Annotated in this window: 9 protein-coding genes; all 9 read right to left on the bottom strand. The window is 33.9% G+C overall.

All coding sequences use genetic code 11. The features are described 5' to 3' along the window. Window positions 1-80 precede the first annotated feature (80 nt). Window positions 81-1,217 (bottom strand): bifunctional histidinol-phosphatase/imidazoleglycerol-phosphate dehydratase HisB, encoded by a 1,137-nt coding sequence (gene hisB / locus BIW12_RS14580; protein ID WP_071185783.1) that lies wholly within the window; start codon window positions 1,215-1,217, stop codon window positions 81-83. A gap of 35 nt (window positions 1,218-1,252) precedes the next feature. Then, complete coding sequence (locus tag BIW12_RS14575) at window positions 1,253-1,675, bottom strand: DUF2846 domain-containing protein (protein ID WP_071185782.1); 423 nt, start codon at window positions 1,673-1,675, stop codon at window positions 1,253-1,255. A gap of 90 nt (window positions 1,676-1,765) precedes the next feature. Then, entirely contained in the window at window positions 1,766-2,815 is a 1,050-nt protein-coding gene (gene hisC, locus BIW12_RS14570; RefSeq protein ID WP_071185781.1) for a histidinol-phosphate transaminase, read from the bottom strand. A 100-nt stretch (window positions 2,816-2,915) separates the two neighbouring features. Continuing rightward, window positions 2,916-4,214, bottom strand: a complete 1,299-nt coding sequence (gene hisD, locus BIW12_RS14565) for a histidinol dehydrogenase (RefSeq protein ID WP_071185780.1) — start codon at window positions 4,212-4,214, stop codon at window positions 2,916-2,918. Window positions 4,215-4,311: 97 nt separating this feature from the next. After that, window positions 4,312-5,169, bottom strand: coding sequence for an ATP phosphoribosyltransferase (hisG, locus tag BIW12_RS14560; protein ID WP_071185779.1), 858 nt, complete (start codon window positions 5,167-5,169; stop codon window positions 4,312-4,314). A gap of 299 nt (window positions 5,170-5,468) precedes the next feature. Next, window positions 5,469-5,948 (bottom strand): DUF2231 domain-containing protein, encoded by a 480-nt coding sequence (locus BIW12_RS14555; RefSeq protein WP_071185778.1) that lies wholly within the window; start codon window positions 5,946-5,948, stop codon window positions 5,469-5,471. A 40-nt stretch (window positions 5,949-5,988) separates the two neighbouring features. After that, window positions 5,989-7,107 carry a VIT1/CCC1 transporter family protein gene (locus tag BIW12_RS14550; RefSeq protein ID WP_071185777.1) on the bottom strand — a complete coding sequence of 373 codons (1,119 nt, stop codon included), beginning with the start codon at window positions 7,105-7,107 and terminating at the stop codon, window positions 5,989-5,991. A 9-nt stretch (window positions 7,108-7,116) separates the two neighbouring features. Beyond that, window positions 7,117-8,235 (bottom strand): efflux RND transporter periplasmic adaptor subunit, encoded by a 1,119-nt coding sequence (locus tag BIW12_RS14545; protein ID WP_071185776.1) that lies wholly within the window; start codon window positions 8,233-8,235, stop codon window positions 7,117-7,119. 6 nt (window positions 8,236-8,241) lie between these two features. Next, window positions 8,242-12,579, bottom strand: a complete 4,338-nt coding sequence (locus BIW12_RS14540) for a CusA/CzcA family heavy metal efflux RND transporter (protein WP_071185775.1) — start codon at window positions 12,577-12,579, stop codon at window positions 8,242-8,244. Window positions 12,580-12,626: the final 47 nt, after the last annotated feature.

Raw genomic sequence — 12,626 nt, 5'->3', positions numbered from 1 at the left:
TTTTTTTTAGTTGGGAGTTAGAAGTTGGGAGTTGGAAGAAGCAAATATTACTTCAAGCTTCCACCTCCAAGCTTCCTACTTTATAGCATTCCTTTCGTTGAAGGCAAAATCATTTTTTCGGTATCACGTTTTACCGCAACTTTTATCGCTTTCGCAAAAGCTTTAAAGATGGCTTCAATCTTGTGATGTTCATTGTCACCTTCTGCTTTGATGTTGATATTGGCTTTCGCTCCATCAGAAAATGATTTAAAAAAGTGGAAAAACATCTCAGTTGGCATTTTTCCCACCATTTCACGTTTGAATTCGGTTTCCCAAATCAACCAGTTTCTTCCACCAAAATCGATAGCCACCTGGGCTAAACAATCGTCCATTGGCAAACAGAAACCGTAACGCTCAATTCCTAATTTATTCCCTAAGGCTTTTGCATACACTTCACCTAAAGCAATCGCAGTATCTTCGATTGTATGGTGTTCATCCACTTCCAAATCTCCTTTAACTTTTATATCCAGGTCCATTTGTCCGTGACGCGAAATTTGGTCTAACATGTGGTCGAAGAAAGCAATTCCGGTATCGATGTTGCTCTTTCCGGTTCCGTCCAGATTTAACTTGATGTAAATATCTGTTTCGTGCGTTTTTCTGGTAATTGAAGCTGTACGCGCTTCTAACTTTAAGAACTCATATATTTGTTTCCAATCAGTAGATTGTAACACTATTGTAGCGTCTAATTCTTCTCTTTTAGCACTGATTTCTTCACTTCCTGCGCCATCAGTCGTATTCATAAAGATGGCTTTAGCACCAAGATTTTTAGCCAATTCCACATCAGTAAGTCGGTCACCAAGAACAAATGAGTTTGCCAAATCGTAGTCTGGGTTATCAATATATTTGGTTAACATTCCCGTGCGAGGCTTGCGTGTAGGCGCATTATCTTCTGGAAAAGAACGATCGATAAAAATATCATCAAAAAGCACTCCTTCGTTTTGAAAGGCTTTCAGAATGAAATCCTGTGTTGGCCAAAAAGTATCTTCAGGAAAAGAATCTGTTCCTAAACCGTCCTGATTGGTTACCATTGCTAATTCATAATCCAATTCGTTAGCAATTTTAGCCAAATATTGAAACGCTTTCGGATAAAACTCTAATTTCTCCAGGCTGTCTAATTGGTATCCTTCCGGTTCTAAAACAATCGTTCCATCACGATCTATAAAAAGTACTTTTTTCATTTATTTTTATAAGTTAAATATCTTCTATTATAATTTTAAAGACATTTTGTGTCTTCAACTAATATCTCCATTTTCTTTTTAGCAGTGTTCTCAGTTACTTCTTCACAATAAATATTATTAATAAAAACACCTGTTTCAAAAACAAGCTGTACATAAGTTATTTTTCCTGGTTCAACTTGAACTTCAAACTTCTCCGCTTTTTCTTTAGATGTCTTTCCTCCAAATTGCACAGAACATTCATGTTTACCAACAGGTACTTCATGAATAGAATACTTTTTATTATTCAATTTGCATACAAATTCTCCATCTATAAACGTTTTGAATGCAACTGCAGAACCTTGAAAACCTGTTGACCGCAAAAAATAGATTTTACCAGTTCCTAAATTTTCTTTTTCTTGAGCCGAAACAAATGAAGTAACTATTAAAGAAACTAAAATTGCAAATACTATATTTTTCATTTATTATGTTTTTTTGCCACAGATTTCACGGATTTCACGGATTTCACGGATTTTTGATCTTTAATCCGTGAAATCTGTGGCCTATTTTTTTTAATTCAATTCTGTTAATGCGTTCATCAACTTTTTATTCTCTTCTTCTGTTCCAATAGTAAAACGCAAGCAGTTTTCACATAAAGGCTGCGTAGTTCTGTTTCTGATTACGATGCCTTTAGCAATTAATTCATCATAACGTTTGTTGGCATCATCCACTTTTACCAAGATAAAATTAGCCTCTGTTGGATAGATTTTCTCAACAAAAGATACTTTGTCCAAAACTTGCAATAAAGCTTCTCTTTGTGCTATAATTGAGGTGATTTCGTTGTCAATTTTTGATTGATCTTTTAATCTTTCCAAAGCTCTTTGTTGTGTCAATTCGTTTACGTTATACGGTGGTTTTATTTTATTCAAAACCGCAATCACTTCAGGGGAACCGTAACAAATCCCCAAACGAATTCCTGCCAGACCATAAGCTTTAGACAAGGTTTGTGTAATAATTAAATTAGGATATTGATCTAATTTGGCTAACCAACTCGCCTTATCAGAAAAGTCAATATAAGCTTCGTCAATTACAACAAAACCATTGAATTTTTCTAAAATTGTTGTTACACTTTCTTCGGTGAAAGAGTTTCCTGTTGGATTATTTGGTGAACACAAAAAGATAATTTTGGTGTTTGCTGTTACCGCTTCTAAAATTGCCTCCACTCTTGGTTGGAAACTTTCTGAAAGTAAAATTTCTTTATGTTCTACGTTGTTGATATTTGCCAAAACACCATACATTCCGTAAGTTGGAGGCAACGAAATTACATTGTCTTCTTTTGGCTCACAAAAAGCTCTAAAAAGTAAATCCAGTACTTCGTCACTTCCATTTCCTAACAAAATTTGTTTAGGACTCAAACCTTTATTTTTGGCTAAAACCACTTTCACACTGGCTTGTTGCGGATCTGGATAACGGTTTACCCCATTTTGATACGGATTCTCATTGGCATCCAAAAATACCATATTAGCGGTATCAAAATCTTCAAATTCATCACGTGCTGACGAATAAGGCTTCAACACCTTTACGTTATCACGAACTAAACTATTTATATCGAAATTTTTCATTTTTTTTATTTCAAAAAGAGTACAGAATAAAGAAAATAGAATATAAACTTGCTGAACAAAATCTCAATTAATATTCTTTCTTTTTTCTATTCTCTATGTTCTATTTTCTATTATCTTTTTCTATCTGAGCTAATCTCAAAGTAACTGCATTTTTGTGTGCTTGCAATCCTTCGGCTTCGGCCATGATTTCAATAGCTTTCCCAATATTTTGAATTCCTTCGGAAGATATTTTTTGAAAAGTCATCGATTTCATAAAACTATCCAGATTCACACCGCTGTAATTCTTAGCATAACCGTTTGTCGGCAAAGTATGATTAGTTCCAGAAGCATAATCTCCGGCACTTTCCGGCGTATAATTCCCTATGAAAACCGAACCCGCATTTTGGATTCCATCTACATAAAAATCATTATTGGCAGTACATACAATAAAGTGTTCTGGCCCGTATTCATTGATTAAATCCAGAGCAACAGCATCATTCTCAACAAAAATCAATTTCGAATTAGCAATGGCTTTTTCGGCAATGGCTTTACGAGGTAACACTTCTAATTGCAATTGAATTTCGTTCTCAACAGCATCCATCATCGTTTTAGAAGTAGAAACTAAAATTACCTGACTGTCAGTTCCGTGCTCTGCTTGCGACAATAAATCAGAAGCTACAAAAGCAGGAATAGCCGTGTCATCAGCCACTACCAACAATTCAGATGGTCCGGCAGGCATATCAATCGCCACACCAAATTGCGTTGCTAATTGTTTCGCTACAGTTACATATTGATTTCCAGGTCCGAAAATCTTATATACTTTTGGGATTGCTTGCGTACCGAAAGTCATTCCGGCAATCGCTTGAATTCCTCCTACTTTGATAATTTTAGTCACACCACATAAATTAGCAGCGTACAAAATCGCAGGATTGATATTTCCGTTTTTATCAGGTGGAGAGCATAAAACAATTTCGTTGCAACCAGCAATCTTAGCAGGAACAGCTAACATTAACACTGTAGAAAATAAAGGCGCTGTTCCTCCAGGAATGTATAAACCAACTTTTTGAATTGGTCTTTTTTCCTGCCAGCATTGCACGCCTGGAGCAGTTTCTACTGAAACGCGAGACGTTTTTTGTGCTTGATGAAAAGTTTCTACATTGGCTTTTGCCAAGGCAATTGCTTCTTTCAAATCATTTGGTAAAGTCGCAACAGCAGCATCGATTTCAGCAGCCGTTACTTCAATATTTTCAAAACTTACGCCATCAAACTGCTTTGTATAGTTGGAAACAGCTACATCTCCGTCTTTTTGAACAGCAGCAAAAATTTCTTTTACCGTTTGTTCTATATCGTTTACCGTTTTAGTTGGTCTTTCCAAAATAGAATCCCAGGTATCAGGTGTTGGATTGTATATTTTATTCATGTTGTTAAGTTATGAGTTATGAGTTGTCAGTTAAGTGTCAGTTGTTATTCAGATTATCTGAAAACTTCTAACTACTAACTTCAAACTACTAACTTTTTTAAAGCACCATTTTCTCGATTGGGCAAACCAAAATTCCTTCAGCACCAGCTGCTTTCAATTGGTCGATAACTTCCCAAAAAGTATCTTTGTCAATTACGGTGTGAACACTACTCCAACCTTCCTGAGCCAATGGCATCACCGTAGCACTTTTCAATACCGGAAGAATACTGCTTACCGCTTCGATTTTATCGTTAGGCACATTCATCAAAATGTATTTTGATTTTCTAGCTCTTAAAACCGATTCGATTCTGAATTTTAATGTATCAATGATTTTTTGAGATTCAGCAGAAACTTTTGGAGAAACCGCTAAAACTGCTTCACTTTTAAAAATTACTTCAACTTCTTTCAAATTGTTTTTAAACAAAGTACTACCGCTAGAAACAATATCCACAATTGCATCGGCCAGACCAATATTTGGAGCAATTTCTACCGAACCGGAAATTTGGTGAATATCAACGGTTACTCCTTTTGAATTGCAATAATCAATCACCGTATTTGGATAAGATGTCGCAACACGTAAACCATTCAAATCCTGAATAGAATTGTATTGAAACGCCTTTGGTACAGCAATAGAAACTTTACATTTAGAAAAACCTAATTTTTGAATTACTTCAATGTTTTTTCCTTTTTCAACCAATAAATTATCTCCTACAATAGCAATATCCACTACTCCATCAATCAAATATTGAGGAATATCGGAGTTTCTTAAATACAAAACTTCCAATGGAAAATTTGATGCTTCAGCCTTTAACTGATCAATACCATTGTTGATAGAAATTCCCGCATCTTTTAGGATTTGGATACTTTCTTCGTTTAATCTACCTGATTTTTGAATTGCAATTTTTAGCGTACTCATTGTTTTGTTTTTTTATGTTTTATTGAATGTGTTTGAGTACAAAGGACTTAACACACAATGAAAAACCCGTTTGATGTACTCAAACGGGTTTATTAATATGATGACTTACACGCATACCATTAACACATCGCTTGAGAGCAATAATGTGAATGATGATGATGCAATTGATTTGATAACATTATGATTTTGTATTAATCTTAATTTTGTGCTGCAAATATAAGTGATAAAATAGTTACAACCAAATTTTTAATTTAACTAAATGTTTCAAAAATATTAAAAAAAAGAACTTTATTAATTGATCATTCCGGACTTTCAACATTAAGATTTTGAAACGCTTTTTCAGGGCGAATTTCGGTATGACGAATTTCTCCTCCAGATGTTCCCACTTTTGTTGAAAAAAACACAGCAACTATCGAAATAACTAAAATTGCATACGAAAAGAAATTGGCTTTAGAATGTTTTTTAATGTTAGTTATTAATCCAATAACAGATACAGCACCTAATAAATACATGATAATAGCAAATTTTTCCGCCAATTCTTCATGATTATGAATAATTTCATGCCCGATAGTTGGCATATCCTCCACTATTTCTTCCGCCCCTTCACCGGTTGTCATAGAAAACACTGTGAAAACGGTAGCTGTTATAAATAAAAAATAAGCGGTATTTTTAATTGGAGTGTTTTTAAAAAACAGACCACCTATTAAAACCAATAATCCTAAAATTGGTCCAACAATAGGAAAATGGTTTACAATCATATGTAAATGTGCATCATTCATAATTATTCTTTTTTAATGTTAAACATTTTTATTTCAAAAATTATCCTGCTAGGGAAACACCTATGAGCGAACCAATTCCATAAGTTATTGCGGCAGCAACTAATCCAAATAAAACTTGTCTAAGGCCTGAAAACCAAAGACTTTTACCCGTTAATAAAGTAATCGCTGCTCCAATACCGAAAAGTCCAATAACACAGCTTGCTAAACTTAACAAAATTGCTTTTTCGCCATTGATAAAAATAAACGGATACAAAGGAATTATGGCTCCAATTGAAAACAACACAAAAGAAGCTATAGCCGCTTCCCATGCAGAACCTCCTAATTCTTCTTTATCAATTCCTAATTCTTCTGCAATGATAGCGTCCATCGCGGTATCAGGATTTTCAAATGCCTTTTCGGCTAATTTTTGAGCTTCATCAGCATTCATTCCTTTTGCCTGATACAACAAAACCAACTCTTTTTTTTCTTCTTCAGGAGAGACTTCGAACTCTTCCATCTCCAAATCTATTTGACGCTGATTTAATTCTCTCGAACTTTGTACTGATAGCCATTCGCCTAAAGCCATAGAAATAGCCCCTGCTAAAAGTCCCGCAATTCCAGTAAGCAGAATAGTGTTATTAGAAACAGCAGCACCCGCAACTCCCATAACCAAACTCATATTGGAAACCAAACCGTCATTAGCTCCTAAAACGGCAGCACGCAAAGCATTTCCCCCAACTGATTTATGACGGCTTTCAAATTTAGACAACAAACCACCCGAAACATTGAGCGCTTCATTTTGACTAACAGCTTCAATAATATTCAAATGATTGTGTTCAAATCCTGAAGTTTTAATTCCTTTGGCTATTTTGTCTTTAATAGCAATTTCTGCGAACTCTCTCTCGGTATTTGACAAATTACTAATAATACTGCTATATCCAAAATACTTACCTGCTTTGAGTTGTATCTTGGCCCTGGATGAAGCAGCTGGCATTTCGTAATTAGGCTCAACCGCCCTCACTTTTTGAAGCATATGATTGGCATGATTGTTTTCAATCTCTGCCAAGCTATTTAAAACCTTAGTTAAATTAGAATCCGTTTGTATAGCCGCTATATTTTCATAAAGAAAAGCAGTATCAACTTCGGTTTGCAACTGACTTTTTAGTTTTTGTAGATTCATAATACAAGATTAATTAGCAACTTCATAAGCTCCTTTTAGCAAAATTCTGGAATTTTTATTGATTTGATTATCAGGAATTATTTCAACATAATCCTCTGATACTGCTCCAGTAGTAACGGCTACTTTTTTAAAAGTATAATTACCATTTTTGTTTTTACTTAATAAAAGTATGAAATTTTTGTTTTCTTCATTCAATAAAGCGTCTTTAGGAATGGCTAAAGCTTTTTTAGAATCAACAATAATATTGGCTTCCACAAACATTCCGGTAAGCAATCGTTGTTTGATATTATCGTCTAAATGTGCATGAATATTTATCGTTCTGTCGTTACCTTCAATTGACTTTCCCACCAAATGAACTTTAGCATTAAAAACCTCCTTAGAAGCCTCCGGAACAGTAAATAGAATATCTTGTTCTTTCTTAATTTTCAAAATGTCTTTTTCGAAAATAGCCAATTCTAAATGCAAATGATCCGTTTGGATAATTTCTAAAATCACATCGGATGGATTAATATGCATTCCTAAATGAGCATTCATTACCACAATATCTCCTGAAATAGGCGCGTAAATAGTTACAACAGATGATAACTTTCCTTTTTCAACATTAGCAGGATTGATGTTTAACAATTTTAGTTTTTCTTTCAAACTTTGATACATACCTTTAGCCCGACGATAATCACTTTCCGCTTTTAGATAATTTTTCTGAGAAGTAATTTTTTCATCAAACAATGTTTTTTGACGAAAGTATTCTGATTTCAAATAATTAATTTGTTCAGCTACTTCCAAATATTCTTTTTGAATATCTAAAAATTCGGTGTTTTCAAGAGTTAATAAAGCCTGTCCTTTCACTACTTTGTCTCCAACCAATAATTGAGTTGACTTTACATAACCTCCAACAAAAGAAGTGATTTGAGTACGATTTTGAGGAGGCACATCCACTTTACCAGTCGCTTTTACCATAACATCAAAAGACTGTTCTGTTGGACTGCCAAGTTCCATCCCGGCTGATTTAAATTGGGTAGCTGTCACTGTAATTAAATCAGAATCAACTACAGTATTTTCTTCTGTTTTATTTTGCTGGCAAGAAAACAAAACAATTGATAAAGAAAGTATAGAGAGTATTTTTTTCATTGGAATCTATTTAAAATTTAAGTATTGAAAATCTAATTGAGTTTGGTTAAACTGAAGTACATTATCTAAATATTCGACTTCAATAATTGTAGCGTTTTCAAGACTTTGGATGTATTGAAAAAAGTCAATTTCTCCATGCTTGTAACTCATATTAGCTACTTTCAGAATTTCGTCAGCTAATTTTTTTCCCTGTTGATTGTAATAATGAATAGCTTCTTGGTGCTTTAACAATTCATTCTTTTTGTTTTCAACAAAAGCATTTATTTTTTGATTTTCATTTTGGATTTGTGCTTCCCAACTTTCTAATTCAAGTTTGGCTGCTTTAGTTTTAGAAACATTTCCAGAGAACAGAATTGGTAAAGCTATCCCCACCTGAAAACCATTCAAAGATTGGGATAATCCTTTATTAGAACCTCTGAAGTATTCTAAATTTAAATCAGGCAACCAATTTTGTTTTTGTAAATTCATTTGATTGATATAATTTTCCCTAACAGACTCTAAATAATTACTATAAAGTGTTTTACTTATTTCATTAGTTGAAAACTCTAAAGGTTTGATTTCATTTGTTTTTATTGTAATTTTCTCATTCGATTGAATGTTATATTGAAGTAAATTATACTGTGCTTCTTTCTCATTTCTAATTTGTGAAAGCTTTAAAGCAATTTGTCTTGCTTTGGACTGAGCTGTGATTTTTTCAAGATAATTAGTTTCTCCTAATTCAAAACGACGATTGCTTGCTTTAGAGAAATTTTGATACAAACTATCTAATCTTTTGTATAAAATCTCCTGGTGTTGCAAATACACAATTTGATAAAACAATTTCGAAATTTCTAAACTCAACTTGTTTTTTTCTAATTCAAAAACAGCTTGTTGCTTTTGAAATTCGGCTGTGTTGAGTTTTTTTTGGGCAGCATACACCGTAGGAAACAAAAAGCTTTGTTGAACTCCAATTACCGAAACAGCTTTATTATTGTAGGCCAAATTATTTTGGTCGTAATTATAATAAACATTGGTTTTGTCAAAAGAATAAGCACTGTTAATATTGGCTTTTACTTTTTCAACCTGTAATAAAGAAGCTTTCAAAGAGTTGTTATTATTGATTCCTATTGTGATTAACTGATGTAATTCTTGATTAGAATTTTGTCCAAAAGCAAATGAAGTACTCAGCAAAAACAAAACAACAGAAGCTCCATGATGCAGTTTTTTAAATTTTGTTTTTTTGAATTCTTTTCCATCAAAAACTTTAAATAAAACAGGCAACACTATCATTGTCAAAATTGTAGCCGTAAACAATCCACCAATTACTACTGTTGCTAATGGTCTTTGAACTTCGGCTCCAGCAGATGATGAAATTGCCATTGGCAAAAATCCTAAGGCAGCTGCTGCTGCTGTTAATAATACGGGACGCAATCTATCGCTTGTTCCTTTCAAAATTAATTCGTCTTTATTTGTAATTCCCTGATGTTTCAATTCTTTAAAATGTTCAATTAATACAATTCCGTTTAATACCGCAATACCAAACAACGCAATAAAACCAACTCCTGCAGAGATACTAAAAGGCAAATCTCTTATCCATAAAAATAAGATTCCTCCAACAGCAGATAATGGAATGGCTGAATAAACCATCAAAGCTTCTTTGACAGAACCAAAGGCAAAATACAACAGTATGAATATCAAAAATAAGGCAATAGGCACTGCAATAAGTAATCTTGCTTTGGCACTTTGAAGGTTTTCAAATTGTCCTCCATATTCAATCGAATACCCAGATGGTAATTTTACTTTGGCAGTTACATTATTTTGAATGTCAGTTACCACACTTTGTAAATCTCTATTTCTAACATTAATTCCAACGACAATTCTCCTGTTGGTATTGTCTCTTGAAATTTTTGCAGGACCTTGAGTATATTCAATTGTTGCCAATTCTTGCATTGGAATCTGATTACCCGACGGAGTAGTTACATAGAGATTTTTTAAATCCTCAATATCATGTCGGTTATTTTGATCCAAACGAATGACCATATCAAATCGTTTTTCACCTTCAAACACATTTCCAACCGTTTTTCCGGCAAAGCCAAGAGCAATCAATTCATTCAAATCAGCAATATTCAATCCATAACGTGCTATTTTAGAACGGTCAAATTGTACACTCATTTGTGGCAAACCTTCTGTTTTTTCTATAATGATATCCGAAGCTCCTTCAACATTTCTAATGGCCTTCTCAATTTCTTGTGCTTTTTTAGCTAAAACATCTAAATTTTCACCAAAAATTTTCACCGCCACATCCGAACGAGTCCCTGAAATTAATTCGTTAAAACGCATCTCAATAGGTTGGGTAAATTCGATTTCCATATTCGGAATTTGTTCTTCGACTGCTAATTTGATTTTATCAGCCAATTCGTCTTTGCTGGAAGCTGAAACCCAATCCGATTTTGGTTTTAGCTTCACAATAATGTCGCTTTCTTCCATACTCATTGGATCGGTTGGGACTTCGGCTGCTCCTATCCTACTAACAACCTGTTGAACTTCGGGAAAGTTTTTAAGAATTATTTTCTCAATTTTAGTTGTAGTTTCGATGGTTTTACTCAAAGAAGTTCCTGTTTTTAAAACAGGCTGAATCACAAAATCGCCCTCATCCAAAGTCGGAATAAATTCGCCTCCCATAGTTGAAAATAAAATGACAGCCATTACTAACAATCCTATCGCGCTGTACATTACTTTTTTAGTATTTTCTAACGCCCAACTGATTACAGGCAGATAAAAGGAATTTAATTGGGCTATTAATTTATTCGAAAATGAATCTGGATTTTCTTCTTTAGGTTTTAAAAATAAGGATGCAACTACTGGAACATACGAAAAACAAAACAACATTGCTCCAACCAAAGCAAAACTAAAAGTCATTGCCATGGGTTTGAACATTTTTCCTTCAATGCCGGAAAGCGATAGAATTGGAATAAAAACAATTAAAATAATTAACTGTCCAAAAATAGCCGAATTCATCATTTTTGAAGCACTTTTGTAGGTAATCTGGTCAATTTCTAGCTGACTGTCTTCTCTTGAAAGTTTGGCTAAATGTGCTGATTTATGAGCAATTTGGAACGCAATAAATTCGACAATAATTACAGCTCCATCGATAATGATTCCGAAATCAATCGCGCCTAAACTCATTAAATTGGCATCAATGCCAAAAATATTCATTAACGAAATGGCAAACAATAAACACAGCGGAATAACCGATGCTACAACCAATCCTGAACGCCAATTTCCAAGCAACAAAACAACTACGAAAACAACAATCAAACAGCCCAGAATTAGGTTTTCGGCAACTGTAAAAGTAGTTTTGCTTACTAACTCACTTCTTTCCAAAAAGCCATTGATATAAACGCCTTCAGGTAAACTTTTCTGAATTTCTGCAACCCTGTCTTTTACATCATTAATTACCTTTTTAGAATTGGCATCTTTGAGCATCATTACTTGTCCAAGTACCTTCTCTCCTTCTCCGTTTCCGGTAATTGCTCCAAAACGATTGGCATGACCAAAACGCACATTGGCAACATTTTTAATAAAAATAGGCAAGCCATTATGATTTGTAACCACAATATTTCCAATATCTTCTAAAGATTTTGTTTTTCCTTCAGCACGAATAAAATAACTTTGGTTGACTCTTTCAATATAGGCTCCTCCTGCAATTCCGTTGTTATTTTGCAACGCTTTAAAAACATCCGAAACACTTATGTTCATCGCATTTAAACGAGAGGGCGAAATGGCTATTTCGTATTGTTTTAAATAACCACCCCAAGTATTAATTTCGACTACTCCTTTAATTCCTGAAAGTTGACGTTTTACCACCCAATCCTGAAGTGTTCTTAAATCCGTAACCGAATAATTGTTTTTAAATTCAGGTTTTACTTCAAGTGTATATTGATAAATTTCACCCAGTCCGGTTGTTATAGGCCCCATTTCGGGTGTGCCAAAACCTTCCGGGATTTTCTCAGCAGCCGATTTAATTTTTTCGGCTATTAATTGCCGTGGCAAATAAGTTCCTAAATCATCATCAAAAACAATAGTTACTACCGATAATCCGAATTTTGAAACCGAACGAATTTCTTTTACTCCAGGCAAATTAGACATTTCAATCTCCACCGGATAGGTAATAAATTGTTCAATATCCTGAGTAGAAAGATTGCGTGAGGTAGTAATCACCTGAACCTGATTGTTAGTCACATCAGGAACAGCACCTATGGAAATTTGGAAGACAGAAAAAAATCCGAATCCAAAAATTCCTAAAGTGAATAATAGTACGATGAGCTTATTCTGAATAGAAAAAAAGATGATTTTATTAAGCATACTAGTTAAAATTAAATAAATTATTTAGTTAGAATTATTTAACAATC

Source organism: Flavobacterium commune, from assembly GCF_001857965.1.
Classification (GTDB): domain Bacteria; phylum Bacteroidota; class Bacteroidia; order Flavobacteriales; family Flavobacteriaceae; genus Flavobacterium; species Flavobacterium commune.
Note: the sequence above shows the minus strand (reverse complement) of the source record. Positions and strands in the feature narration are given on the sequence as shown.

Coding starts and splice junctions, on each gene's coding strand:
- hisB (WP_071185783.1), bottom strand. CDS start 1,217: ATGAAAAAAGTACTTTTTATAGATCGTGATGGAACGATTGTTTTAGAA.
- BIW12_RS14575 (WP_071185782.1), bottom strand. CDS start 1,675: ATGAAAAATATAGTATTTGCAATTTTAGTTTCTTTAATAGTTACTTCA.
- hisC (WP_071185781.1), bottom strand. CDS start 2,815: ATGAAAAATTTCGATATAAATAGTTTAGTTCGTGATAACGTAAAGGTG.
- hisD (WP_071185780.1), bottom strand. CDS start 4,214: ATGAATAAAATATACAATCCAACACCTGATACCTGGGATTCTATTTTG.
- hisG (WP_071185779.1), bottom strand. CDS start 5,169: ATGAGTACGCTAAAAATTGCAATTCAAAAATCAGGTAGATTAAACGAA.
- BIW12_RS14555 (WP_071185778.1), bottom strand. CDS start 5,948: ATGAATGATGCACATTTACATATGATTGTAAACCATTTTCCTATTGTT.
- BIW12_RS14550 (WP_071185777.1), bottom strand. CDS start 7,107: ATGAATCTACAAAAACTAAAAAGTCAGTTGCAAACCGAAGTTGATACT.
- BIW12_RS14545 (WP_071185776.1), bottom strand. CDS start 8,235: ATGAAAAAAATACTCTCTATACTTTCTTTATCAATTGTTTTGTTTTCT.
- BIW12_RS14540 (WP_071185775.1), bottom strand. CDS start 12,579: ATGCTTAATAAAATCATCTTTTTTTCTATTCAGAATAAGCTCATCGTA.